Below are 24,492 nucleotides of genomic sequence, written 5' to 3'. Positions count from 1 at the left end.
CTCCCAGCCGCGCTCCCTATGCTGGTGGCTCGCTCCCCGGCTCCCGGCCCCGAAGAAACCGCAGAGGAACCCGATGTCTCCGTCCTTCAACCTGCTCGACGTCCTCCTGGCCGTCGTGCTCCTGGGCTACCTCTTCTACGGGTTCAGCCGCGGCTTCTTCAACTCCCTGTTCTCCCTGGCCGGGCTCGTGCTCGGCGGGGTGGCGGCGTTCTCGGCCGCCCCGTGGGTGAGCGCGCAGGTGGACCCGCAGTACCGCGTGGGCGCCGTGCTCGCCACGGTCCTGGTCCTGCTGGTGGCGGGGCAGATGCTGGGCGGGCTGCTGGGCCGCGCCCTGTCCGCCGTGACCGAGCGCATGCGCCTGGGCGCGCTGAACCGGATCGCCGGGGCGGCCCTCGACGTGGCCGTCGCCGCGCTCGTGCTCTCGCTGCTCGCCTCGCTCGTCGGCCAGCTGGGCATCCCGGCCGTGTCCCAGCAGGTGGCGTCCTCGACCGTGCTGCGCACGATCGACGAGCACACCCCGGGGCCCGTGCGCGCGGCGGTGACCGAGGCCCGGGACGCCGTGGGCGGGGCCACCGGCATCCGTCAGCTCGACGAGCTGCTCTTCCCCGCCGAGGAGGCCCCCGACGAGAGCACGAGCACGCCCGCGCTGCAGGCGGCCGGGCAGTCCGTGGTGCAGGTCTACGGCATGGCGGTGGAGTGCCGCCAGAACCAGACCGGCTCGGGCTTCGTGACCGACGCCGGGCAGGTGGTGACCAACGCGCACGTGGTGGCCGGGGTGGACGAGCCGGTGGTGCAGACCCGGGACGGGCAGGTGCACGCCGCCGCCGTCGTCCACTACGACCCGGGCTCCGACCTCGCCGTCCTCTCCGCGCCGTCCCTGCCGCTGGCCGCGCTGCCGCTCGGGGCGGACCCCGCGGCCGGGGACTCGGTCGCCTTCATGGGCTACCCCCTGGGTGGGCCGTTCGCCGCCGGGCCCGCCACCGTGCAGGGCACCGCGCTCGCGCCCGTGGAGGGGACCGGCGGGACGATGGAGATCATCCAGCTGGCCGGTCAGGTGCAGCAGGGCAACTCCGGCGGCCCGCTCGTGGCGCAGGACGGCTCCGTCGTCGGCGTCGTCTTCGCCAAGGCCCTCGAGGGGCAGGTCGGCTACGCCCTCACCCTGGACGAGCTGCGCGGGGCGCTGGGCGCCGCCGCGGGCGCCACCCAGGCCGTGGACTCCGGCTCCTGCGCCGCCTGAGCGGCTACCCCTCCAGGGTCCGCAGCAGGTGCTCGACCGCCATCTCGTAGCCGAAGGCCCCCGCCCCGGCGATCACCACGTCCGCCTGCAGGGACACGTAGGACGTGTGCCGGAACGCCTCGCGCCGGTGCACGTTGGACAGGTGCACCTCCACCACGGGCAGCTCCGCCGCCTCGAGCGCGTCGTGGATCGCGATCGAGTAGTGCGTGAAGGCCGCGGGGTTGATTACGATCGCCGCGCCCTCCGTGCGGGCCTCCTGGATCCGGTCCACCAGGACGCCCTCGTGGTTGGACTGGTGGAACTCGACGTCCCACCCGCCCGCGGCGGCCCGGGCGCGCACGGCCTCCTCGATGTCCGCGAGCGTCGTGGTGCCGTACACCTCCGGGCGCCGGACGCCGAGCAGGTTGAGGTTGGGGCCGTTGAGGACGTAGATCGGTCTGCGCGTGGTGGTCATGCCCGCATCCTCTCACCCCGGCGCCCGCCGGTCCGGGCGCGGCCCCCGGACGCCGCAGCGCCCCCTCGCACGGCAGGGGCGAGGGGGCGCTGCGGAGCTGGGGCGCGGACTACTTGGCGAGCGAGTCCACGATCTGCTGCATCACGGTCTGGTCCGCGAGGGTCGAGACGTCGCCGACCTCCCGGTCCTCCGCGACGTCCTTGAGCAGCCGGCGCATGATCTTCCCGGACCGGGTCTTGGGCAGCTCGGGGACGATGAGCACCTTCTTGGGCTTGGCGATCGGGGAGATCTCCTTGCCCACGTGGGCCCGCATCTCCTCGGCCAGCTCGGTCTTGTCCCGGCCCTCGGCGTCGGCCTGGTCGGAGAGGATGACGAACGCGATCACGGCCTGGCCGGTGGTCTCGTCCGTGGCGCCCACCACCGCGGCTTCGGCCACGGACGGGTGGGACACGAGCGCGGACTCGATCTCCGGGGTGGACAGGCGGTGGCCGGAGACGTTCATGACGTCGTCGACGCGGCCGAGGATCCACACGTCCCCGTCGGCGTCGCGCTTGGCGCCGTCGCCGGCGAAGTACATCTCGCCGAACCGGGACCAGTACGTGTCCACGTAGCGGTCGTCGTCGCCCCAGATGGTCCGCAGCATCGCAGGCCACGGCTCGCGCAGCACCAGGAAGCCCGAGGTCTCGTTGGGCACGGACTGCCCGGTGTCGTCCACGACGTCGACCTTGATGCCGGGGATCGGCACCTGCGCGGAGCCCGGCTTGGCGGTCGTCACGCCCGGCAGCTGGGAGATCATGATGGCGCCGGTCTCGGTCTGCCACCAGGTGTCGACGATCGGGCAGCGGCCGCCGCCGATGACCCGGTGGAACCAGGTCCACGCCTCGGGGTTGATGGCCTCGCCCACGGTGCCGAGCACCCGCAGGGACGAGAGGTCGTACTCGGCCGGGATCTCCTCGCCCCACTTCATCATGGTGCGGATCGCGGTGGGGGAGGTGTACATGATCGTGACGCCGTACTTCTGCACGATCTCCCAGAACCGGCCGCGGTGCGGGGAGTCCGGGGTGCCCTCGTAGATCACCTGGGTGGAGCCGTTGACCAGGGGGGCGTAGGCGACGTAGGAGTGGCCGGTGACCCACCCGACGTCGGCGGTGCACCAGTAGACGTCCGTCTCCGGCTTGAGGTCGAAGACGTTCTTGTGGGTGAACGCGCCCTGGGTGAGGTAGCCGCCCGTGGTGTGCATGATGCCCTTGGGCTTGCCGGTGGTCCCGGAGGTGTAGAGGATGAACAGCGGGTCCTCGGCGCCCTGCTCGGACGGGGTGTGCTCCGGGGAGGCGGCCTCGACGGCGTCGTGCCACCACACGTCCCGGCCCTCGGTCATCTCGATGTCGGCCTCGTTGCGGCGGACCACGAGGACGTGCTCCACGGTGGCGCCACCACGGGAGAGGGCGTCGTCGACGGCCGGCTTGAGCATGGAGGGCTTGCCGCGGCGGAAGGTCCCGTCCGCGGTGACCACGAGCTTCGCCTCGCCGTCCTCGACACGCGAGCGCAGCGCGTCGGCGGAGAACCCGCCGAAGACCACGGAGTGGATCGCGCCGATGCGGGCGCAGGCCAGCATCGCGATGACCGCTTCGGCGATCATCGGCAGGTAGAGGGCCACGCGGTCGCCCTTGGTCACGCCAAGGCTCTCCATGGCGTTGGCGGCCCGGGACACCTCGTCCTTGAGCTGGGCGTAGGTGTAGCTGCGGCTGTCGCCGGGCTCGCCCTCGAAGTGGATGGCGACCCGGTCCCCGTTGCCGGCCTCCACGTGGCGGTCCACGGCGTTGTAGCACGCGTTGAGGGTGCCGTCCTGGAACCACTTGGCGAACGGGGGGTTCGACCAGTCGAGGACCTCGGTGAACTCCTTGTTCCAGGTCAGCAGCTCCCGCGCCTGGCGGCCCCAGAAGTCGACGCCCTCCTCCTCCGCCTGGCGGTAAAGCTCGGCGGTGGCATTGGCCTGGGCTGCGAACTCGGGGCTCGGGGCGAAGGTCCTGCCCTCGGCGGACGTGGTCTCTGAAGCCATGTGGTCTTCCCTTCTCGTCGCACACCGCGCACGGACCCCCGGCGGCACCGGACGTCCGTGTCACAGCTCACACAGTGTCGTTTTCACCCTAGACGATCGGTGCACCCGGTTCCACAGGGGCCACGCCGCACCGAGTCACGGAAGCTCGCCGGGTGCGCCGCCTAGAATCGGGGCATGGTCCCGACTGCCGTGCCCCGCCCGCCCGCCCACCTGCGCGTCGTGGACCCCGCGAAGGCGCGCGCCGGCGCCGCACGGCGCCGCCGGACGGGCGCCCCCGAGTCCCCGCTGGCGCTCAAGCGGCGGGCCCGCCGGATCAACGCGGTGCTCGCCGGGGCGTACCCGTACGCGGTCGCCGAGCTGGACTTCTGCTCCCCGTACGAGCTGCTCGTGGCCACGGTGCTCTCCGCCCAGACCACCGACGTGCGCGTGAACGCGACCACGCCGCGCCTCTTCGCCGCCTGTCCCACGCCGCGGGCGCTCGCCGAAGCGGACGAGGCCGAGATCCAGGAGATCATCCGCCCGCTCGGCTTCTACCGGGCCAAGACCCGGGCCATCCGGACCCTGGCGCAGAAGATCGTGGACGACCACGACGGCGAGGTGCCCGGGCGGCTGGAGGACCTCGTCACCCTGCCCGGGGTGGGCCGCAAGACCGCCAACGTGGTGCTCGGCAACGCCTTCGGGATCCCCGGGATCACCGTGGACACCCACTTCGGCCGGCTCGCCCGCCGCTTCGGCTGGACCGCGGAGGAGGACCCGGTCAAGGTCGAGCGGGACGTCGCCGCCCTGTTCGAGCCCCGCGACTGGACCGACCTGTCCCAGCGGCTCGTCTACCACGGGCGGCGCATCTGCCACGCCCGGCGGCCCGCGTGCGGGGTGTGCCCCGTCGCGGACCTGTGCCCGTCCTACGGCGAGGGCCCCACGGACACCGCCCAGGCGGCGGCCCTGCTCAAGTACGAGTTCGCCGCGGGCCGGGAGGAGCTGCTGGAGCTGTTCCTCGCCGGGCGCAGCCGGGCCCAGCTGCAGGCCGACGGCTGGCCCCTGAGCTCGTGAGCGGCACCGACCGGCGAGGAGGACGGCCCATGGGCGACGCCTACCAAGACCTGCTGCGCGTGGCCCGCAGCGGCCGGCAGCTGCGGATGGAGGACCGCGAGCCGTGGCGGATCGGGCAGATCGACGAGAACTACCGCCGCTCGGCCGTGCTCATCCTCTTCGGCGCGCTCGACGACCTGCCCTCGCGCGCCGCCGAGCACGCGGAGGGCGTGGGGCGGGACCTCGACGTCCTCCTGGTCCAGCGGGCCGCGACGCTGCGCTCCCACCCCGGCCAGGTCGCCTTCCCGGGCGGGCGCCTGGACCCCGAGGACGGGGACCTGCACGAGGTGCTGTCCGTGCCCGGCGGCGAGGTCAGCGCCGCCCACGTGCGCGCGGCCGTCCGCGAGGCCGAGGAGGAGACTGGGCTGGACCCGCACGGGGTGGAGGTGCTCGGCGCCCTGGCCCCGGTGCCCCTGCCGGTCTCCAACCACCTCGTCACCCCGGTGCTGGGCTGGTGGCGGGACGTCTCGCCGGTGGACGTCGTGGACCACGCCGAGTCCTCCCTCGTGTTCCGCGTCCCCGTGCTGGACCTCATCGACCCGGCCAACCGGCACTCCGCGACCGTCACGCGCGGCCGGCAGACCTACCGCTCGCCCGCCTTCACGGTCCCCGTGCCCGGCACCGCGTCCACCGTGACCGTCTGGGGGTTCACCGGCGTGCTCCTGGACCGGGTGCTCACCGCCCTCGGCTGGGCCGTGCCCTGGGACACCGGCCGGGACCTGCCCGCGCCGCTGTAGCACGCCCCCGGGGGCATGACGCCGCCCCGGGCGCAACATTGCCGGCGCCCCGGCAAGCGGACTTACCATTCCAGGGTCCCCCGTGCCCACGACCCCCCGAGGAGGCTCCCGGTGGCCTCGCCCCCACCCGGCTCCGAGCGGCCCCGGCTCGCCGAGCAGCTCAGCGTCGCGCGCCGCCGCCGCGGCCTGTCGGTCCGGGCGCTCGCGGCCTCCTGCCGGCTGCCGGCCAGCACCATCCAGGGCTGGCTCAGCGGGGCGCACCTGCCCGGCCCGGCCCTGCGCGAGGAGTTCACGGCCCTGCTGGACGCCCTCGGGCTGACGGACGAGCGCCCCGCGGAGCTGTGGTGGGAGGACGTCAACCGCTTCCGCACCCCGGTCAGGCCGGACTCCACCCCGTACGTGGGCCTGCGCTCCTACCGCCCCGAGGACGAGACGCACTTCTTCGGCCGGACCGCCGAGGTCGCCGTGCTCGGCGAGCGGGTGGTGCGGCTGGCGGACGCCGGCGGGCCCCGCATCCTGGCCGTGGTGGGAGCCTCCGGCGCGGGCAAGTCCTCGCTGCTGGGCGCCGGGCTCCTCGGCCGGTTGCGGGCCGAGGGCGGAGCCCTGCACGGGTGGAGCGTCGAGGCCACGACCCCGGGCCTCGACCCGGTGCGCCGGCTCGAGGACGCCGTCGCGGCGGCTCCGGACCTGCTCGTCGTCGACCAGCTGGAGGAGCTCTGGACGGGCGCCCGGGAGGCCGAGGAGCCCGGGCGGTTCCTGGACCGGCTCGCCGCGGCGAGCCGGGACCGGGTGGTCGTGGTCGGCCTGCGAGCGGACTTCTTCGGCACCGCGAGCCGGCACGCCGAGCTGCGCACCGCCCTGGAGCGCCCGGTGCTGCTCGGGGCGCTGACCCGTGAGCAGCTGGAGCGGATCGTGGTGGGCCCCGCCGAGGCCGTCGGCGCCCGCGTCTCCCCGGACCTGGTCGGGGTGATCCTGCGGGACGTCGCCCCCCGCGGCACGGAGGCCGGCGTGGGCCTGCTGCCGATGCTCTCCCAGGCGATGCTCGGCACCTGGGAGCACGCCCGCACCCGCGAGCTGACGGTGGCCGACTACCACGCGGCGGGCGGCATCACGGAGGCCGTGGAGCGGCGGGCCGAGGAGGTGCACGCCCGGCTGGGCCCGCGCGAGCGGGAGGTGGCCCGCGCGGTGTTCCTGCGGCTGGTGCGCGTGGTCGGCACCGGGACCTCGGCCACGGTCGTGCGCACCCCGGTGCTCCGGGAGGAGCTGCCGGAGGGCGGGGCGGCCGTGGTCGAGGAGTTCGCCCGCGCCCGGCTGCTGACCATCGACCGGGACGAGATCCAGCTCAGCCACGAGTCCCTGCTGGACCACTGGTCCCGGCTCAGCCGCTGGATCGAGGACAGCCGCCGCGACCTCTACGTTCGCCAGCAGCTGCAGCGCGCCACCCAGATGTGGCTCGCCAACGACCGCGACCCCCTCGCCCTGATCCCGCTGGGCCAGCTCGCCTCCTTCCGGGACTGGACCGGGGACCCGCGCCAGCAGGCGCTCCTGAGCCCGGCCGAGCGCGAGTACCTGGCGGAGAGCGAGCGCCACTACGAAGACGCCCTGGAGCGGCAGAAGCGCAGCGCCCGGGAGATCGAGCGGCGCGGCCACGTGGCCCTCGTCCTGCTCGCCCTGGCCGTCTGCGCGGCCGTGGTCGCCGGGGCGCTGGGCGTCCGCGCGGAACGCTTCCAGACCGTCGCGGAGACCGCCCGCGACGAGGCGCTCTCCCGCCAGACCGCGCTGGAGGCCTCCCGGATCCGGGGCGAGTCGCCCAACCTCGCCTCGCAGCTGAGCCTCGCGGCCTACCGGATGGCCCCCACCCGGGAGGGCACCTCGGCCCTGATCGACGCCACCGCGGTGAACGCCCCGGAGCGGTGGCTCGGCCCGGACGGCGCGTCCCGGCTCGCGGCGCTGGACGACGGTTCCGTCGTCGCGCGCGCCGCCGGGGACGGCCTGCTGTCCGTGTGGCGGGACAGCGACCGGCTCGCCGAGAATCGGGAGGACCTCGCCGTGGTCGACGGCGCCCCCGGACTGAGCGACGTGGACCTCCTGGCGGTGGACGGGCGGGTCCTCGCGGCGGTGGGCGGGCTCGGGCACGTGAGCCTGTGGGACGTCACCGGGGCCCCGGCCCGGCGGCTGGCCGGGCTCGACGTGGGGGCGGGGACACCGGTCAACGCGGTCGTCCTCTCGCCCGACGGCCGGCAGCTGCTGGCCGGGGGGCGGGGCGAGGTGCTGCGGTGGTCGATCGAGGACCCCGGCGCCCCCGCTCCGCTGCTGGCCCTGGCGCTGGGGGAGGACGCAGACGTCCTGGCCCTGGCGGCCGCCCCCGACGGAACGGTCTACGCGGGCGGGACGTCCGGGGAGATCACCCGGTACGCCACCGACGGCGCCCGCGCGCAGCGCCTCGACCCGGTCCCGACCGGGCGGGTCGTCCGGGCCCTTGACCTCGCCGACGACGGCGCGCGCCTCGCCGCCGGGCTGAGCGCCCGCGAGCTGCGCCTCTACGACGTCGAGGGGGAGCGGGTCTCCCGCTCCGGGACGCTCACGGACTTCGGCAGCTGGATCAGCGACGTCTCCTTCACCCCGGACGGCGAGGCCGTCGTGGCCGCCAGCTTCGACCAGAACGCCTACGTGCACCGGCTCTCCGACCTCGCCCGGATCGACTCCTTCCCCACCGCCGCCCGGGTCACCAGCGCGCTGCGCGTGGGCAAGCGGGTGCTCACCACCTCCCAGGACGGCACCACGCGCTCGTGGGACCGGCGCGGGCCCGTCATCCACCGGCGGGGCGAGCCCGTGTACCAGCTCTCCGTCGACCGGCAGCACACCGTGCTGAGCGCCGTCGGGATCGGCCCCGACGTCGTGTCCCTCTTCGACCTCTCGGGCGAGGACCCCCGGCCGCTGCCGCCCCCGGAGGCCCCGCCCGGGGAGACCCTCTGGTACGCGGGGGCCGTGGCCCCCGACGCGTCGCTGATCGCGGGGGGCACCGAGGACGGGGACGTCCTCGTGTGGCCCCTGGACGGGGGCCGCCCGGAGGAGCCGGAGCGCGCCGCGGCCATCGAGGCGGGCATCACGGGCGCCGACGTCACGACGGACGCCGGAACGATCGCGGCGTGGTCCGAGGTGGGCTCCGAGATCGCCCTCCTGCGCCGCGGCCCCGAGGCGCCGCTCCGGCGGGTGGCCACGATCCCCGTCCCCGGCACGGAGGCCGCCCGGTTCGACGCGGACGGCACCCTGTTCGCCGCCGCGGACGACGCCAACGGCGTGGAGCTGTGGGACGTGTCCGACCCCGCCGCCCCGCGGCGGGCCGCGAGGCTGGCCCTCGACTCCGTGGCCACCTCGATCGCGTTCTCCCCGGTGGCCGACCTCCTGGCCGTGGGCACGGAGGCGGGCCGGGTGCGGCTCTGGGACGTCGCGGACCCGTCCGACCCCTACCCCGTGGGCGAGACCTCGGACGCCCTGTCCTCCGTCAAGGGACTGCAGTTCTCCGCGGACGGGGCCCTGCTGGCCGGGGCCTCCGGCGACAAGTTCGTGTGGATGTGGACCGTGGGCGCCGCGGACCTCGACGTTTACGCGGCCCTGTCCGCCTCCGGCGACCGGATGAACGACGTGCGCTTCGTGGGGGACCGGCTGGTCGCCACCGGAGACGACGGCGTGGTGCGCAGCTGGCTGGTCCGGGCCGAGGACGCGGTCGAGGCGGTCTGCGCCAACCGGGGCGACCCGATCACGGAGGACGAGTGGCGCCGGCACGTGACCGGCGCCCCCTACCGGGACCTGTGCTGAGCCCCCTGCTGTGGCCCGGGCCGGGGCGGCCTACTTGGCGTCCGCGTAGGACTCCACCACGGCCACGCTGACGGGGAACTCCACCGGGATCCGCCCGAACACCAGCCGGGCCGCCCGCTCCGCGCACTCGCGGACCAGCCCGGCGGCCCGCTCGGCGTCCTCCCGCGCGCAGTGCAGCACGACCTCGTCGTGCAGGAAGAACACGAGCTCGGCGTCGACCGCCTCCCGCGCCAGCGCCGAGCGGATGGCGCCCATCCAGCACACGGCCCACTCGGCGGCCGTGCCCTGGACCACGAAGTTGCGGGTGAACCGGCCCTGCCCGCGGGCCATCGCCCCGGCGCGCCGCTCGGCCTCCTGGGTGGCGGTGTCCCGCTGCGCCGCATCCCACGCCGGGCCCGGCAGCGGGGACCAGCGGCCCAGGTGCGTGCGGACCTGTCCGCCCGTCTCGCCCACCCGGGCGGCCTGCTGCACGTAGTCCACGGCGCGGGGGAACATCCGCGCCAGGTGCGGCATGAGCCGGCCCGACTGGCCCGTGGTGGCCCCGTACATCGCGCCCAGCATGGCCACCTTCGCCTGGGGGCGCTCGGTCAGCTCCGAACCCCGCTCCTCGCCGAGGTCGGCGATGGCCTGGTAGAGGTCCTTGCCGCGGGACGCGGCGGCCAGGGCGTCGTCGTGGGCCAGCGCCGCCAGCACGCGCGGCTCGAGCTGGGCCGCGTCCGCCACCACGAGCACGCGCCCGGGATCCGCCCGCACGGCGTCCCGCACCACGTGCGGGATCTGCAGGGCGCCCCCGCCGCGGGCCGACCAGCGGCCGGTGACCACCCCGCCCACCACGTACTCCGGGCGGAAGCGGCCGTCCCGCACCCACGTGGCCAGCCAGTGCCACCCGTTGGCGCTGAGCAGCCGCGCCTGCTTCTTGTGCTCCAGGACGGGCTCGATCAGGGCCTGGCGCCGGGCCGCCAGACCGGGCACGGCCCGCGCCCACTCGACGAGCTCCCACTGCCGGGTGCTCGTCACGTCGATCCCCGCCGCCCGCATCGCCTTGAGCAGCTCCTGCGGGGAGTCCGGGTTCAGCCCCGGCGCGTGCAGCGTCTCCCGCAGTCGGGCCACGGTCTCCTCCATCCGCGGGGGGCGCTCCCCGGGCGCCGGCTCGGGGCCCAGGGCGTCCTCCAGCAGGGCCCGGTGGACGTCCTCCCGCCAGGGCACCCCGGCGTGCTGCATCTCCGCGGCGATCAGCGCGCCCTGGGACTCCGCGGCCAGCAGCAGGGTCAGCCGGCGGGCGTCCACCGCGTCGGCCACCGCGGCGAGCTGCGCCCGCAGCTCGGCGACCAGCACGGCCGCGTCGGGACCCGTGGCGCGGGGGAGGTCGAACAGGCTCGACTGGTCCTCGGCGGGGGACGGCGGCGGGAGCAGCCCGGGCGCCTCGTCGGCGGGCAGCGGCGGCAGCACCGGTTCGTAGGGCAGCGGGCCGTCGACGCCGGACCCGTGGGCGGTGGCGGCCGTGGCCAGGATCGCCTGGCACAGCCGCAGGTCGTGGCAGCGCTCCACCCGGACGCCGGCGGCCAGCAGCTGAGGGTAGACGGCGCCCGTGCGCTCCCAGGTCCAGCGCGGCGGCGTGGACCCGGCGCGCCGGGCGGCCTCCTCGCGGTCGGCGACGAACGCGGCCAGCTCCCCGGCGGGCACGTCGACGCCGGGCCCGTCCGGGTCCCCGGAGCCCGTCAGGCCCTGGACCCGGTGCCCGCCCCGGCCGTCCTGTGCTGGTCCCACCACGATGTGCATCCGGCCATTGTCCTGCACGGGTCCGTCACGCTACGCCGGTGCCCGGACTGCACACGCCCGCGCGGCCGCCGGAAGCCGGTGGCCCGTCCACACCGGCGCCCCCGCCGGGCCGGCCCGGTGCCGCCCGCCCGGACAGTGGGGCCATGAGCACCGCCGCCCACCTCTCCGCCCCGGCCCCGCCGCGTCCGGGCACCGCGGCCCGCACGCGCACCGTGCGCCTCGTCAGCGACGACGCCGGGCTGCGCGCCACGGTCGAGCGCGTCTGCGCGGCCGCCGGCGCCGACCTGCTGGCCGATCCGCCCGGCGCGGCGGAGGCCACCGCGCCGGGCACGCTCGCGGACACCGAGCTCGTGGACGTGCGCCACGCCGTGCGGGGGCGGGTCCGTCCGGGCACGGTGCTCGTGGGCCGGCCCGAGGACCCCGGGATCTGGGACCGGGCGGCCGACCTCGGCGGCTGCGCCGTGGCCGTGCTGCCCGACGCCGCCGGATGGCTCGCCGACCTGCTCACCGCCCGGCCCGGCGGCCCCGCCGGTCCCGGCGGCACGGGCCGGGTGCTGGGCGTGCTGGGCGCCGTGGGCGGGGCCGGCACGTCCACGCTGGCGTGCTGGCTCGCCGACCGCGCCGCGCACGAGGACCGGCCGGCCGTCCTCGTGGACGCGGACCGCGCCGGCTGCGGAATCGACGTCCTGCTGGGCCTCGAGGACCAGGACGGTCTGCGCTGGCCGGACCTGCTCCGGATCGCCGGGACGGTGCACGCCGAGCAGCTGTGGCCGGCCATGGCCCGGACGGGACAGCTGCGCTGGCTGTCCTGGGACCGCTCCCAGCCGGACGGAGCCGCCGCGCCGTACGCCGGCGTGCTCGAGGCGCTGCGCCGGGCGGCCGCCCTCGTCGTCGTGGACCTGGGCCGGGCGGGGCCGGGTACGGCGGACACCGCGGCCCTGTGCGACGAGGTCCTCGTGCTCACGCCCCGGACGGTGCGCGGCGTGCTGGCCGCGCGGTGGGCCGCCGGTTCCCTGGCGGGCGCCACGGCCCGCCTGGTGCCGGCCGGGCTCAACGTGGCCGACGTGGACGACGCCCTCGCCGCCGCCACGACCGGTCTGCCCGTCGCCGGCTCCCTGCGCTTCTCCGGCGCGGTGCCGGAGGCCGCCGAGACAGGCCGGCTGCTCGAGGCGGGCCGCTCCCGGCGGCTCGCCCGGGACGTGGCGGGTCTGCTCGAGGCGGTGGGGGCCGCCCCGTGAGCGCCGCGCTGGCCGGTGCGGTGCCCGGTCCGCAGGCCGCGCTGCCGGCCGCCCTGCTCGACGACGTGCGGGACCGGCTGCTGGCCGCCCCCGGGCCGGTCACGGACACCGACATCGCCGCGGCCGTGCGCGCGAGCGGCCGGGTGCTCGGGGCCGCCGGCACCCTGCGGGCGGTGCAGGCCGTGCGCGCCGAGCTGACCGGTCTCGGTCCGCTCGAGCCGCTGCTGCCGCACCGGGGTCTCACCGACGTCTACGTCAACGGGCCGGACCAGGTCTGGCTCGAGACCGAGGCCGGGGTGCGCCGCGTCCCGTCCCCCTTCCGCTCCGACGCCGAGGTGCGCGCCCTGGCCGTGCGTCTGGTCACCGCCGCAGGACGCCGCCTCGACGCCGCCCACCCGTGCGTGGACGTCCAGACGGCCGCCGGCTACCGGGTGCACGCCGTCCTCCCGCCGATCTCCACGGGCGGGACCCTGCTCTCCGTCCGCTTCCGCAGCACGAGGACCCTGTCCCTGCAGGACCTCGTGGCGGCGGGGACCGTCCACCCCGGCACCGCCGAGCTCCTCGTGGGCGCCGTGCGCTCGGGCGCCAACTTCCTGGTCAGCGGCGCCACCGGGGCGGGGAAGACGACCGTCCTCAACGCCCTGCTCTCCTGCTCCCCGGCGCACGAGCGGATCGTGCTCATCGAGGACGCCGCCGAGCTGCGGCCCGAGCACCCCCACGTGGTCGGTCTCCAGGCGCGGCACGCCAACACCGAGGGCGCGGGCAGCATCGACCTGGCGGAGCTCGTCCGGCAGGCCCTGCGGATGCGGCCCGACTGGCTCGTGGTGGGCGAGTGCCGCGGCGCCGAGGTGCGCGAGCTCCTCACGGCCCTGAACACCGGCCACGCGGGGGCGGGCACCGTGCACGCCAACTCCGCCGAGGCGGTCCCCGCCCGGCTCTCGGCCCTGGGCGCCCTGGCCGGGATGAGCCGGGAGGCCGTGACGCTGCAGGCCGCGAGCGCCCTGGACCTGGTCGTCCACGTGGCCCGGGCGGGCGGGCGCCGCGAGGTCCGGGCGGTGTCCCTGCTCGAGGACCGGGCCGGCGCCCTCGTCTCCGTGCCCGCGGCGGTCCGGTCCCACGACGGCGTGCGCCGCGGCCCGGGCTGGGACGGGATGTGCGCCCTGCTCGACCACCGGCCCGGCCGATCGCCCGGCCAGGCGTCCGACCGCTCGCCCGACCCGGGCGAGGACCTCGCGGGAGGCCGGCCGTGAGCACGGTCCTCGTCCTCTGCCTCGCCCTCTGCCTGTGCCTCGCCGGAGGCGTTGCGGTGCTGGTCGCGGGTCCGGGTCACCGCGTCCGGTCGGCCGCGCGGGCGGGCACCGGGGCGGTCGCCCCGGTCCGGTGGTGGGCCCGGTTCGCCCGGGACGCCGAGACGGAGGCCGCCGAGTGGATCGCGCTGCTGCGCCGGCTCGCGGCGCTGCTGGAGGCGGGCCGGTCCCCGGCGGCCGCGTTCGAGGGAGCGGGGCCCGGGGGCCGCGCCGCCCGCACGGGCACCGGCCGGCACCTCGAGCTGCTGTGCACCTCCGTGGCGGCCGCCGTCCGCCTGGGGCTGAGCGTCTCGACCGCCCTGGCGGGGGTGCCGGCTCCGGAGCTGGGCCACCGCGCGCTGGAGCGGCGGGCCGTCGCCACCACCGCCGAGCTCTCCCTGTGCTGGGAGGTCTCCGAGCGCACCGGCGCGCCCCTCGCCGCCCTGCTCGGCGGTCTCGCCGACGCCCTCGAGGCGGAGCTCGACGCCGAGGCGGCACGCGGCACCGCCCTGGCCGGCCCCCGCTCCACCGTCCGGATCCTGACCTGGCTCCCGGTGCTCGGCGTCGGACTGGGCATGCTCATGGGCGTCGACCCGCTGCGCACGCTGCTCACCACGCCGTGGGGGCTGGCCGCCCTCGTGGCCGGCGCGGCGCTCACGGTCCTCGGCCGGGTGTGGACGCGCACCCTGATCGGCCGCGCCGAGGCGGTGGGCGCGCGATGACCGCCCTCGCAGCGCCCGCCGCCGGGCTGCTCCTGGTGGCCGCCGTGGCGCTGGCGGCGCTCCCGTCCCGGGCCCGGCTGCCGGGAACGCCCCGTCCTGCCGCGGCCCGCCGCCGCCCGCCGGGACCGCACGTCTCCGCCGGCGTCCTCGTGGAGCTCACCGCCGCCATGCTGGACGCCGGTCTGCCGCTCGGGGAGGCCGTGGCGGTGCTGGGCGGGTGCCGGACGGACGCCACCGGCGCCGCCCTCGAAGGCGTGGGCTCCCGGCTGCGGCTCGGGCTGCCGTGGCACACGGCGTGGACCTCGGCGGGCGAGCTGCCCACGCACCTGGCCGACTACCGGGAGGCGCTCACGTTCACCGCGACGTCCGGGGCGCCGTCGGCCCGGAGCCTGCGCTCGCAGGCCGCCCAGGTCCGGCGTGCCGCCTACCGGCGGGCCGAGCGCGCCGCGGAGTCGCTGTCCGTCCAGCTCGTGCTGCCCCTGGGCCTGTGCTCCCTGCCGGCCTTCGTCTGCTGGGGCGTCCTGCCGGTCGTGATGGGGCTCGTGCCCGAGGTGTTCGGATGACCCGCCGCGCCCGGAGCCGAGGGCCCCCGGGGCCGTTCCCCTTCCGCACCGGGTCCCGGCCCGTGCTGGCCGTCCGGCACCTGCTCACCCCGCACCAGTTCGCTCTGCACCGAAAGGAACCATCATGTCCCAGCACCAGATCACCGCCTCCCGTCCCGCCCGGAAGCGCCGCAACCCCTCCGGGCCCGGTTTGGAGGTCGCAGCCGGGGACCGCCCGGTCGCACCGTCCGCCCGCCGGACCACCGGCGTCCCGCCCCGCCCGCTCGTCCGGGCGGGGGACCCGGACCTCGGCGCGACCACCGTGGAGTACGCCATGGTTGTGCTCGCTGCCGCAGCCTTCGGCGGGGTCATGGCCGCGGTCCTCTCCTCCGGCCAGGTGCGCGAGCTCCTGACCGCGATCATCGAGAAGGCGCTCGGCGTCTGAGCGGCTGCTCCCGCGGGGTCCGTGGTGCCGTCCCCGGCGCCGCGGACCCTTCGGGAGCGTCCTCCCGTCCGTCCTGGCCGCCGGCCCGGGCGGTCGGACCTGACCGCCGGTCCCAGCGGCCCGAGTCGCCATGAGCCCTGCCCGTGAGGAGTCCACCATGCCCGCCCACCGCCCCCGATGCTCATCCCGTGGTCGGTCTCGTCGGCCGTCCCTACCCCGTTCCCGTGCTTCCCGGTGGCGTGTCGGTTCCCGCCTCCGTCCGTGGTCGCCGCGCGGCCCCCGGTCCCGACCCGCGCCGCGGCCGGTGCCGTCGGACCGCGGCGCCGTCACCGCCGAGACGGCCGTGCTGCTGCCCGCCCTCGTGCTGCTCCTGGCCGTGCTCCTCGCGGCCGCCGCGGCCGGGATGACCCTGATCCGCTACGAGGAGGCCGCGCGGGCCTCGGCCCGAGCCGCCGCCCGCGGCGAGAGCGCCGCCGTGGTCCGCTCCACGGCGCTGCGCGTGGCCGGGGAGGACGCCGCGATCCGCCTGGGCGGGAACGCGGGGACGGCCACGGTCACCGTCACCGGCCCCGCCCCCGGCATCCTCGGGAGCTGGGGCGGCTGGGAGCTGCGCGCGGACGCCTCCGCCGAGACGGAGGGGGCCGGAGCGGCCGATGGGCACGGTGGCTGAGATCGTGGCGCCGGGCATCCCGGGGCGGCGGGACCACTGGCCGGACCGCGACGACGACCGGGGGAGCGGCACCGTGCACGCGCTGACGCTCACCCTGGTGCTCGGCGTGCTGCTCGTGGCCGTGCTGCTGCTGGCCCAGGCGGGGATCGCGACCCACCGTGCCGGCAAGGCCGCCGACCTCGCGGCGCTCGCCGCCGCCGACACCGCCCGGGGCCTCGTGGCCGGCGACCCGTGCGGCGCCGCCGAGCGCGTGGCCCGGGAGAACGGGGCGCGCATCGAGCGGTGCGCGCTCGTGGAGCCGGAGCGCGTCGTCGTGGACGTGCGCACCGGCGTGGCCCTGGACGAGCCGCTCGCCCGCTTCGGGGCCGCCCGCGGCGTGTCCCGGGCCGGGCCCCCGGAGGCCGCCCGTGCGCCGTGAGGACTCAGGCGCGGGGGGCGTCGCGCAGCACCGCGTCGATCAGCCGCACGGCGCCGGCCTTGTCCAGCGGGTTGTTGCGGTTGCCGCACTTCGGCGACTGCACGCAGGACGGGCACCCGTGCTCGCACTCGCACGAGGAGATCGCCTCCCGGGTGGCGCCCAGCCACGCGACCGCCGTGGCGTAGCCGCGCTCCGCGAACCCCGCCCCGCCCGGGTGGCCGTCGTAGACGAACACCGTGGGCAGCTCCGTGTCGGCGTGCAGCGCGGTCGAGAGCCCGCCCACGTCCCAGCGGTCGCACGAGGCCACGAGCGGCAGCAGGCCGATCGCGGCGTGCTCGGCCGCGTGCAGCGCCCCGGGGACGTCGGGCTCCTCGATCCCCGCGCCGGTCAGCACGGGGCCCGGCACGGTGAACCACACGGACTTCGTGAACAGGTCGCGGGCCGCGAGGTCGAGGGGCTCCTCGCCCAGCACCTCGTTGGAGATCACGGCCTTGCGCTGGAACGAGACCACCTTCGTGGTGACCTGCACCTGGCCGAAGTGGACGGTCACCGGCCCCCAGCGCTCCGAGCGCTCCTCGGCGACCACGCTCACCTGCGTGATGTCCCGCGCGGTGGTGTAGAAGTCGGGGTTCGCCCGCGTCACGGCGGCCACCGAGCCCGCCTCGTCGAGCTCGTCCACGATGTAGGTCCGGCCCTGGTGCACGTACACGGCCCCCGGATGGGCCTGGTAGTGGGACTGGGGGGAGTCCATCGTGCCGAGCACCGCGCCGGTGTCCGTCTCGATGATCCGGATCGGCCCACCGCCGTCCGAGCGCAGCGACACCATCCCGGCCGCGGACTGGGGATGCGTCCAGAACCAGCCGTTCGGCCGGCGGCGCAGGTGCCCGCTCGCCACGAGCGAGCCGAGCACCTCCGGCGCGGTGGGCCCGAAGCTGTCGATCTCCTCCGCGCGCAGCGGCTGCTCGGCCGCGGCCGCGCACAGGTGCGGGGCCAGCACGTAGGGGTTGGAAGGGTCGAACACCGTGGCCTCGACGTCGACGTCGAAGATCGCCTCCGGATGGTTCACGAGGTACGTGTCGAGGGGGTCGTCGCCGGCCACGAAGGCGGCCAGGGCCTCCTGCCCGGCCCGGCCCGCCCGGCCGATCTGCTGGAAGAACGACGCCCGGGTGCCGGGCCACCCGGCCACGACCACGGCGTCCAGCCCGGCCACGTCGATGCCGAGCTCGAGCGCGGACGTGCTCGCGATCCCGAGCAGCCGCCCGTCCCGCAGCGCCTCCTCGAGCTCCCGGCGCTCCTCGGGGAGGAACCCGGAGCGGTAGGCCGCCACCCGGTGGGCCAGCGAGGGATCGACCTCCTCCAGCTGCCGGTGGGCGATCTGGGCGATCGTCTCCGCGCCGCGGCGGGACTTGATGAACGCGATGGTGCGGACCTGGCGGAGCACCAGGTCGGTGAGCATGTCGGCGGTCTCGGCCAGGGCGGTGCGCCGCACCGGGGCGTCGTTCTCGCCGCCGCCGTCGGTCTGCTCCGGCTCCCAGAGCACCACGGTGACCGGTCCGTGCGGGGAGAAGTCCGTGGTCACCGGCGTCACCTCGGCCTCGGGGACGCCGACGAGGCGGGCGAAGGAGGCGTGCGGCTCGAAGGAGGTCGCGGACGCCCCGATGAAGACGGGGTCCGCGCCGTAGAGACGGCAGATCCGGCGCAGTCGCCGCATGAGGTTGGCCACGTGCGAGCCGAAGACACCCCGGTAGGAGTGGGCCTCGTCCACCACGACGTACTTCAGGCGGCGGAAGAACCGGGACCAGCGCGCGTGGTTGGGCAGCACCCCGTAGTGCAGCATGTCCGGGTTGCACAGCACCACGTCGGCGTGGTCCCGGACCCACCGGCGCTCCGCGGGTTCGGTGTCACCGTCGTAGGTCGCGGCACGCAGGGTCGGCAGGCCGAGGGCGTCCAGGCCCTTGAGCTGGTCGGCGGCCAGGGCCTTGGTGGGGGAGAGGTAGAGGGCTGTGGCCTCGTCCGGGTGGTGGATCATGCCCGGGTTCGCCAGCGCCGCGAGCCGGCCGCGGTGCACGGCGTCGGCCACGGGCGCCTGGTAGGCGAGGGACTTCCCGGACGCGGTCCCCGTGGCGACCACCACGTGCCGGGGGGCCAGCACCGCCTGGACCTGGTGCAGGTACGGCGCGTGCACGCCCAGCCGTTCCCAGGACGCGACCACGTCCGGGTGCAGGTGCTCGGGCCAGGGGACCGTCACGGCGTCCCGGTCGGGGATCTCCCGGACGTGCCGCACCTGCTCCGGCGCGTCGCCGCGGCCGAGCAGGGGGATCAGGGAGACGTGGTCGGAGGACGGCACCGGTTCATTGTGCCACCGCCGCCCCGGCGGCCCCACCGGCGGCCCCACCGGCGGCCCCACCGGCGGGGCGGCCGCCGGGAGCCGCCAGGGCATCGGCGCGCAGTGCTGCCCCGGCGGCTCCGTGCGGCGCCGCTGCACGGTGGCGCCCTGCCGCTTCGGCGCGTCTCAGCCCTGCGTCCCCGCGCCCCGGGTCCGCCGGTGCACGCGGGCCTCCCACGGCCGCAGCAGCCCCTCGTCGCCGGGGACCACGCCGTCGGTGCGGTTGCCGATCAGCAGCTCGGCGCCGGCCCAGCCCTCGCGCAGGTCGGCGCGGACCTCCTCGCCCGAGACGTTGGCGAGCACCAGCAGCTCGACGTCCTCGAGCCGCCGGGTGAAGGCGTAGAGCTGCTCGTGGTGGGGGGCCAGCATGGTGAAGTCGCCCAGGGCGACTACGGGCTCGGTGTGCCGCAGCTCGATGAGACGCCGGTAGTGGTGGAACACCGAGTGCTCGTCGGCCCGGGCGGTCTCGGCGTTGACCTCGTCGTGGTTGGGGTTGACCGCGATCCACGGGGTGCCGGTGGTGAATCCGGCGTTCGCGCCCGCGGTCCACTGGACCGGGGTGCGGGCGTTGTCCCGGCTCGACCAGCGCAGTCCGCGCAGCACCCCGGCGAGGTCCGCGCCGGCGGCCACGGCGTGGCGGTAGTGGTTGACCGACTCGATGTCGCGGAAGTCCTCGATCGTCTCGAACGGTGCGTTGGTCATGCCCAGCTCCTCGCCCTGGTACACGTAGGGTGTGCCGCGGTGCAGGTGCAGCAGGGTGGCCAGGCAGGTCGCGGAGGCCACCCGGTGCTCGGGGCTGTCGTCGCCGAAGCGGGAGACCGCGCGGGGCTGGTCGTGGTTGTTCCAGTACAGGGAGTTCCAGCCGACCTCCTCCAGGCCCTCCTGCCAGCGGCCCAGCGAGGCCTTCAGGTCCGTCAGGCGCAGCGGCTCGGGGTCGAACTTCCCGCCGGGGCCGTGGTCGAGGCCCACATGCTCGAACTGGAAGACCATGTCCACCTCGGCGCGGGCCGGATCGGTGAAGAGCCGGGCCTGCTCCACGGTGACGCCGGGCATCTCGCCCACCGTGATGAGCTCGGCGTCCCGGCCGGCGAAGACCTCGCGGTTCATCTCCTGGAGGAACTCGTGGATCCGGGGACCGCAGAGGAAGGACGCCGACCCGTCGCCCCAGGGCGTCCCGTCCACCGGGGGCCCGTCGTGCAGGTGGCCGTCCTCGGCGACGTCCTTGCTGATCATGTTGATGACGTCCATGCGGAAGCCGTCCACGCCGCGGTCCAGCCACCAGCGCATCATGGCGTGGACGGCCTGCCGCACCTCGGGGTTCTCCCAGTTGAGGTCCGGCTGCTTCCGCGAGAACAGGTGCAGGTAGTACTCGCCCGAGGCCTCGTCGTACTCCCAGGTCGAGCCCGAGAAGGCGCTCTGCCAGTTCGTCGGCTCCGCGCCCGGGGCGCCGGGCTCCATGCCCCGGCGCGGGGCCCGCCACCAGTACCAGTCCCGCTTGGGGGAGTCCGGGGAGGACCGGGACTCGACGAACCATGGGTGCTCGTCGGAGGTGTGGTTCACCACGAGGTCCATCACCAGTTTCATGCCGCGGGCGTGCACCGCCCCGAGCAGCTCGTCGAACTGCTCGAGGGTGCCGAAGACCGGGTCGATGTCCTGGTAGTCGCTGATGTCGTAGCCGTTGTCGTCCTGCGGGGACGAGTAGATCGGGGACAGCCAGACGACGTCCACGCCCAGGTCCTGCAGGTGGTCGAGGTGGGCGATGATGCCGCTGAGGTCGCCGATCCCGTCGCCGTCGGAGTCCGCGAAGGAGCGGGGGTAGATCTGGTAGACGACCGCGTCGGTCCACCACGCCGGGGTGTCCCCGGCGCCGCTGCCGGTGCCGGGCCGCTGGGCGGTGATGTCCTGCTGCTGGGTGCGGGTGCTCATTCGACTGCTCCTCGGGTGACGCCACTGACGACCGCCCGTCGGCAGGCAACGGCACCCCGGCGTGGCGGCGTCGTCGCGCAGCCGCGACCGGTCTCGATACCAGATCAGTCTGATCGAACGGGGTGCGTCGGCGACACAGCCGAGCCCGAACAAGAAGCAACACAAATGCACGAGTGGTATGTTCGAGTAAACACCGGGGGGGGGTGGCGTCGGTCCGCATACGACGAGGCACCGCACCGCACGGACGGCTCGACGAACCTGGAGAACGGATGTCCGAGATGCTCCCCGACCGCCGACGGCGGGAGATCCTCGACCGCGTGCGCGCCGCCGGTGCGGTGCGGGTCGCGGACCTGGCCGCCGAGCTGGGCGTGTCCGACATGACGGTGCGCCGGGACCTGGACCGGCTGGCCCGGGACGGGGAGCTGCAGAAGGTCCACGGCGGGGCGAAGCTGTCGGCGGGATCCTCCGCGGCCGAGCCCGGATTCACGCACAAGTCCGAGCTGCAGCTGCCGGAGAAGGCGGCCATCGCCGCCGCCGCCGAGGCGATGGTGCGGCCGGGCATGTCCGTCTCGCTGAACTCCGGGACCACCACCTTCGCGCTGGCCCGCGCCCTGCGCCGCGTCAGCGACATCACGGTGGTGACGAACTCCCCGCGGATCGCCGACGTGCTCCAGGACGCGCCCGCCACGGGACAGGCGGTGGTCCTGCTGGGCGGGGTGCGCACCCCCTCGGACGCCCTGGTGGGCCCGCTGGCCACCGCGGCCCTGCGCACCCTGCACGTGGACCTGGCCTTCCTGGGCGTGCACGGGCTGTCCCAGCGCGACGGGCTGACCACTCCGAACATGATGGAGGCCGAGATCAACCGCCTCTTCCTGGAGCGCTGCGACCGCAGTGTGGTGCTGGCCGACTCCACGAAGTGGGGCCTGTCCGGGCTCCACCGCATCGCCGGTCTCGACGAGGTGGACACTGTCGTGACCGACGACGGTCTGGACGCCGCCGACCGCGAGACCCTGAGCCAGCACGTCCCCGACCTGCGACTGGAGCCCGTCCGATGACCTCTCCCGCCCCCGCCGAGCGCGCCGCCGCGCCGCTGATCGCGCACCGGACCCACCACCTCGCCGACGGGCGGGAAGCCGTGTTCTTCTCCGACCGCGGCGCCCCTCCCGTGGAGCACGTGGTGGACCGCCGGCCCCTGGACGCCCGCTCCGGCGGCGGTGAGGTGCGCTTCGACCGGCTGACGGGGGAGTGGGTGGCGGTGGCCGCCCACCGGCAGGCGCGCACCTACCTGCCCCCGGCCGACCAGTGCCCGCTGTGCCCGAGCGTGGCTGGGCGCGAGTCGGAGATCCCGGCGGAGGACTTCGACGTCGTCGTCTTCGAGAACCGCTTCCCCTCGCTGGGCCCGGAGCTGGCCGAGCTGCCGGACCCGCAGCAGGTGGGGGAGCGGTCCCTGTGGGGCGTCCGGTCCCCGGCCGTGGGGCGGTGCGAGGTGGTGGTGTTCACCCCGGAGCACCAGGGCTCCTTCGCGTCCCTGTCCTCCGAGCGGGCGCGCACCGTGGTGGAGGCCTGGGCCCAGCGCACCGAGGCGCTCTCGGCCATGGCCGGCGTCCGGCACGTGTTCCCGTTCGAGAACCGGGGCGAGCAGATCGGGGTGACCCTGCACCACCCGCACGGGCAGATCTACGCCTACCCCTATCCGGCTCCGCACGCGGCCCGTCTCGCGGCCCGCTCGCGGGCGCACCTCGAGGCCACGGGGCGGACCCTGATGGGCGAGGTCCTGGCCGACGAGACCGCCGCCGGGGACCGGATGGTGCTGGCGGGCGAGCACTTCTCGGCCTATGTGCCCTACGCCGCGCGGTGGCCGCTGGAGGTCCACCTGGTCCCGCACCGCCGCGTCCCGGACCTGGCCGCGCTGACCGGGGCCGAGCGGGACGAACTGGCGGTGGTGTACCAGGACCTGGTCCAGCGCGTGGACCGGCTCTACGACACGCCGACCCCCTACATCGCCGCCTGGCACCAGACCCCCGTGGACGCGGCGGACCGGGAGGCCGGCTGGCTGCACCTGCAGCTGACCAGCCCCCGGCGGGCCGAGGACAAGCTGAAGTTCCTGGCCGGCTCCGAGGCCGCCATGGGGGCGTTCATCAACGACGTCACCGCGGAGCAGACCGCCGCACGCCTGAGGGAGGCCGCACGATGACCGGACAGCACACCCCCCAGCAGGCCGCTCGGCAGACAGGTCAGGACGACGCCGCCCGGGCGGAGGAGCTCTCCCGCCGGTTCGCCGAGGTCTACGGGCACGCCCCGGACGGGGTGTGGCGTGCCCCGGGGCGGGTGAACCTCATCGGGGAGCACACCGACTACAACGACGGCTTCGTGCTGCCCTTCGCCATCGACCGCTCGGCGATGGTCGCCGTACGGCTGCGCCGGGACGTCGAGCAGGGGCGGCAAACCGGGCAGGGCGAGGACGCGACCGGGCACGACGTCGTCGACCTGGCCTCCACGTACGCCCCCGACGGCGGGGGGCTGTCCCGGGCCCGGTTCCGGATCCCCGGGCTCGCCCCCGGGGTGGTCGGCGGCTGGGGGGCCTATCCGGCCGGCGTGGTGCACGTGCTCGCCGGCCTCGACGGGGTGGAGGTGCCCGGGTTCGAGCTGCTGCTGGATTCGACCGTCCCCGTGGGTGCGGGCCTGTCCTCCTCGCACGCCGTGGAGGTCGCCACGATCGTGGCCCTGAACGACCTGCTCGGGCTGGAGCTGGACCGGCCGGCGATGGCGCGGCTGACGCAGCGGGCGGAGAACGAGTTCGTCGGCGCCCCGACCGGGATCATGGACCAGTCGGCCTCCCTGCGCGGCCGGGCCGGCGCGGCGCTGTTCCTGGACTGCCGCACCCAGGAGGCCGAGCTCGTGCCGCTGCCGGTGGCCCGGCACGGGCTCGCCGTCCTGGTGGTCGACACGAAGGTCGCCCACTCCCACGCCGACGGTGGCTACGCCGCCCGGCGCGCCTCCTGCGAGCGCGGGGCCGCCGCCCTCGGGGCGGCCTCCCTGCGCGACGTCCCGGACGGGACCGACCTGAGCGGACTGGACGAGGAGACCGCCCGCCGGGTCCGGCACGTGCTCAGCGAGAACCGCCGGGTCCTGGAGACGGTCCGGCGGCTGCGGGCCGGGGACGTCCGGGGCATCGGGGAGCTGCTGGTCGCCTCCCACGCCTCGATGCGGGACGACTACGAGATCTCCTGCCCCGAGCTCGACCTCGCCGTCGACACCGCCCTGGCCGCCGGGGCCGCCGGTGCGCGGATGACCGGCGGAGGCTTCGGGGGCTCCGCGATCGCCCTCGTGCCCGCGGCGCGGGCGGAGCAGGTCGGGAACGCGGTCGCCGAGGCCTTCGCGGACCGGGGGTACCGGGCGCCGGACGTCTTCGTCGTCGTGCCGGGGGAGGGCGCCGGCCGGGTGCGGTGAGGCGCGGATCCTCCGCAGGACGACGTCGGTGGCACCGCGCCACCGCTCCTCGGCCCCGGGCCCGGTGGGCCCGGGGCCGGCGTCATCGCAGTGCGCACTCTTGACGTGCAGTGTGATCCGGATCATCCTTGTGTTCAAGATATAAACACAGTTGCCAGCATATGGCAACAGCCCGGCCGGCCGAGCTCCTCGCGAACCCGTCCACCCGCCGGTGCACCTCTCTCCAGCTCCGCTC

19 protein-coding genes are annotated in these 24,492 nt (G+C 75.8%); 14 read left to right on the top strand and 5 right to left on the bottom strand.

Annotated features, from left to right (window positions below; genetic code table 11):
• The first annotated feature begins 73 nt into the window (after positions 1-73).
• On the top strand, positions 74-1,237 hold the full coding sequence (locus tag RF647_RS00600) for a MarP family serine protease (protein ID WP_017832518.1): 1,164 nt from the start codon (positions 74-76) through the stop codon (positions 1,235-1,237).
• A gap of 4 nt (positions 1,238-1,241) precedes the next feature.
• Here the strand turns inward: RF647_RS00600 and aroQ are convergent, their stop codons facing one another.
• Both aroQ and acs read right to left on the bottom strand, forming a co-directional pair.
• Positions 1,242-1,691: a type II 3-dehydroquinate dehydratase gene (gene aroQ / locus RF647_RS00595; protein ID WP_133409229.1), complete on the bottom strand. Its 450-nt coding sequence runs from the start codon at positions 1,689-1,691 to the stop codon at positions 1,242-1,244.
• A 109-nt stretch (positions 1,692-1,800) separates the two neighbouring features.
• Positions 1,801-3,750, bottom strand: coding sequence for an acetate--CoA ligase (acs, locus tag RF647_RS00590; RefSeq protein ID WP_368810046.1), 1,950 nt, complete (start codon positions 3,748-3,750; stop codon positions 1,801-1,803).
• A gap of 174 nt (positions 3,751-3,924) precedes the next feature.
• Here acs and nth point away from each other — a divergent pair, with 174 nt between their 5' ends.
• The 3 genes from nth to RF647_RS00575 all read left to right on the top strand — a co-directional run bounded on the left by nth (position 3,925) and on the right by RF647_RS00575 (position 9,395).
• Positions 3,925-4,800 carry an endonuclease III gene (gene nth, locus RF647_RS00585; RefSeq protein ID WP_368810045.1) on the top strand — a complete coding sequence of 292 codons (876 nt, stop codon included), beginning with the start codon at positions 3,925-3,927 and terminating at the stop codon, positions 4,798-4,800.
• A gap of 86 nt (positions 4,801-4,886) precedes the next feature.
• The gene (locus RF647_RS00580) at positions 4,887-5,576 is read left to right on the top strand and encodes a CoA pyrophosphatase (protein WP_081615713.1); all 690 of its coding nucleotides are present in this window, start codon (positions 4,887-4,889) and stop codon (positions 5,574-5,576) included.
• A gap of 111 nt (positions 5,577-5,687) precedes the next feature.
• Positions 5,688-9,395: a helix-turn-helix domain-containing protein gene (locus RF647_RS00575; protein WP_368810044.1), complete on the top strand. Its 3,708-nt coding sequence runs from the start codon at positions 5,688-5,690 to the stop codon at positions 9,393-9,395.
• A 30-nt stretch (positions 9,396-9,425) separates the two neighbouring features.
• Here the strand turns inward: RF647_RS00575 and RF647_RS00570 are convergent, their stop codons facing one another.
• Complete coding sequence (locus RF647_RS00570) at positions 9,426-11,174, bottom strand: bifunctional 3'-5' exonuclease/DNA polymerase (protein ID WP_368810043.1); 1,749 nt, start codon at positions 11,172-11,174, stop codon at positions 9,426-9,428.
• A gap of 143 nt (positions 11,175-11,317) precedes the next feature.
• On the opposite strand from RF647_RS00570, the gene ssd reads away from it, so the two are divergent.
• From ssd to RF647_RS00535, 7 genes are all read left to right on the top strand, one after another.
• Positions 11,318-12,412, top strand: coding sequence for a septum site-determining protein Ssd (gene ssd, locus RF647_RS00565; RefSeq protein ID WP_368810042.1), 1,095 nt, complete (start codon positions 11,318-11,320; stop codon positions 12,410-12,412).
• Entirely contained in the window at positions 12,409-13,662 is a 1,254-nt protein-coding gene (locus RF647_RS00560; protein ID WP_368810041.1) for a TadA family conjugal transfer-associated ATPase, read from the top strand. The genes ssd and RF647_RS00560 overlap by 4 nt, the downstream gene beginning before the upstream one ends.
• Entirely contained in the window at positions 13,659-14,420 is a 762-nt protein-coding gene (locus RF647_RS00555) for a type II secretion system F family protein (protein ID WP_368810040.1), read from the top strand. Before RF647_RS00560 ends, RF647_RS00555 begins: the two co-directional genes overlap by 4 nt.
• On the top strand, positions 14,417-14,983 hold the full coding sequence (locus RF647_RS00550) for a type II secretion system F family protein (protein ID WP_115162943.1): 567 nt from the start codon (positions 14,417-14,419) through the stop codon (positions 14,981-14,983). Before RF647_RS00555 ends, RF647_RS00550 begins: the two co-directional genes overlap by 4 nt.
• A 124-nt stretch (positions 14,984-15,107) precedes the next feature.
• A complete protein-coding gene (locus tag RF647_RS00545) occupies positions 15,108-15,407 on the top strand; it encodes a DUF4244 domain-containing protein (RefSeq protein ID WP_368810039.1) in 300 nt (99 codons plus the stop codon).
• Between the two features lie 304 nt (positions 15,408-15,711).
• A complete protein-coding gene (locus RF647_RS00540; RefSeq protein WP_368810038.1) occupies positions 15,712-16,077 on the top strand; it encodes a TadE family type IV pilus minor pilin in 366 nt (121 codons plus the stop codon).
• Positions 16,061-16,495 (top strand): Rv3654c family TadE-like protein, encoded by a 435-nt coding sequence (locus RF647_RS00535; protein ID WP_368810037.1) that lies wholly within the window; start codon positions 16,061-16,063, stop codon positions 16,493-16,495. Before RF647_RS00540 ends, RF647_RS00535 begins: the two co-directional genes overlap by 17 nt.
• Positions 16,496-16,499: 4 nt before the next feature.
• Here RF647_RS00535 and RF647_RS00530 read toward each other — a convergent pair whose 3' ends face one another.
• Positions 16,500-18,842 (bottom strand): DEAD/DEAH box helicase, encoded by a 2,343-nt coding sequence (locus tag RF647_RS00530; RefSeq protein WP_368810036.1) that lies wholly within the window; start codon positions 18,840-18,842, stop codon positions 16,500-16,502.
• A gap of 165 nt (positions 18,843-19,007) precedes the next feature.
• Positions 19,008-20,807: an alpha-glucosidase gene (locus RF647_RS00525; protein ID WP_368810035.1), complete on the bottom strand. Its 1,800-nt coding sequence runs from the start codon at positions 20,805-20,807 to the stop codon at positions 19,008-19,010.
• A 269-nt stretch (positions 20,808-21,076) separates the two neighbouring features.
• Here RF647_RS00525 and RF647_RS00520 point away from each other — a divergent pair, with 269 nt between their 5' ends.
• Genes RF647_RS00520 through galK form a run of 3 tightly spaced genes read left to right on the top strand, consistent with a single transcriptional unit; the run spans position 21,077 to position 24,257 of the window.
• Positions 21,077-21,862: a DeoR/GlpR family DNA-binding transcription regulator gene (locus RF647_RS00520; RefSeq protein WP_368810033.1), complete on the top strand. Its 786-nt coding sequence runs from the start codon at positions 21,077-21,079 to the stop codon at positions 21,860-21,862.
• On the top strand, positions 21,859-23,001 hold the full coding sequence (gene galT / locus RF647_RS00515; RefSeq protein WP_368810031.1) for a galactose-1-phosphate uridylyltransferase: 1,143 nt from the start codon (positions 21,859-21,861) through the stop codon (positions 22,999-23,001). Before RF647_RS00520 ends, galT begins: the two co-directional genes overlap by 4 nt.
• Positions 22,998-24,257: a galactokinase gene (gene galK, locus RF647_RS00510; RefSeq protein ID WP_368810029.1), complete on the top strand. Its 1,260-nt coding sequence runs from the start codon at positions 22,998-23,000 to the stop codon at positions 24,255-24,257. The genes galT and galK overlap by 4 nt, the downstream gene beginning before the upstream one ends.
• Positions 24,258-24,492 lie beyond the last annotated feature (235 nt).

The sequence above is a fragment of the Kocuria sp. CPCC 205263 genome (assembly GCF_040981075.1).
Taxonomy (GTDB): Bacteria; Actinomycetota; Actinomycetes; order Actinomycetales; family Micrococcaceae; genus Kocuria; species Kocuria rosea.
Note: the sequence above shows the minus strand (reverse complement) of the source record. Positions and strands in the feature narration are given on the sequence as shown.

Coding starts and splice junctions, on each gene's coding strand:
- nth (WP_368810045.1), top strand. CDS start 3,925: ATGGTCCCGACTGCCGTGCCCCGCCCGCCCGCCCACCTGCGCGTCGTG.
- RF647_RS00545 (WP_368810039.1), top strand. CDS start 15,108: ATGTCCCAGCACCAGATCACCGCCTCCCGTCCCGCCCGGAAGCGCCGC.
- galK (WP_368810029.1), top strand. CDS start 22,998: ATGACCGGACAGCACACCCCCCAGCAGGCCGCTCGGCAGACAGGTCAG.
- RF647_RS00520 (WP_368810033.1), top strand. CDS start 21,077: ATGTCCGAGATGCTCCCCGACCGCCGACGGCGGGAGATCCTCGACCGC.
- galT (WP_368810031.1), top strand. CDS start 21,859: ATGACCTCTCCCGCCCCCGCCGAGCGCGCCGCCGCGCCGCTGATCGCG.
- RF647_RS00570 (WP_368810043.1), bottom strand. CDS start 11,174: ATGCACATCGTGGTGGGACCAGCACAGGACGGCCGGGGCGGGCACCGG.
- acs (WP_368810046.1), bottom strand. CDS start 3,750: ATGGCTTCAGAGACCACGTCCGCCGAGGGCAGGACCTTCGCCCCGAGC.
- aroQ (WP_133409229.1), bottom strand. CDS start 1,691: ATGACCACCACGCGCAGACCGATCTACGTCCTCAACGGCCCCAACCTC.
- RF647_RS00600 (WP_017832518.1), top strand. CDS start 74: ATGTCTCCGTCCTTCAACCTGCTCGACGTCCTCCTGGCCGTCGTGCTC.
- ssd (WP_368810042.1), top strand. CDS start 11,318: ATGAGCACCGCCGCCCACCTCTCCGCCCCGGCCCCGCCGCGTCCGGGC.
- RF647_RS00535 (WP_368810037.1), top strand. CDS start 16,061: ATGGGCACGGTGGCTGAGATCGTGGCGCCGGGCATCCCGGGGCGGCGG.
- RF647_RS00550 (WP_115162943.1), top strand. CDS start 14,417: ATGACCGCCCTCGCAGCGCCCGCCGCCGGGCTGCTCCTGGTGGCCGCC.
- RF647_RS00580 (WP_081615713.1), top strand. CDS start 4,887: ATGGAGGACCGCGAGCCGTGGCGGATCGGGCAGATCGACGAGAACTAC.
- RF647_RS00525 (WP_368810035.1), bottom strand. CDS start 20,807: ATGAGCACCCGCACCCAGCAGCAGGACATCACCGCCCAGCGGCCCGGC.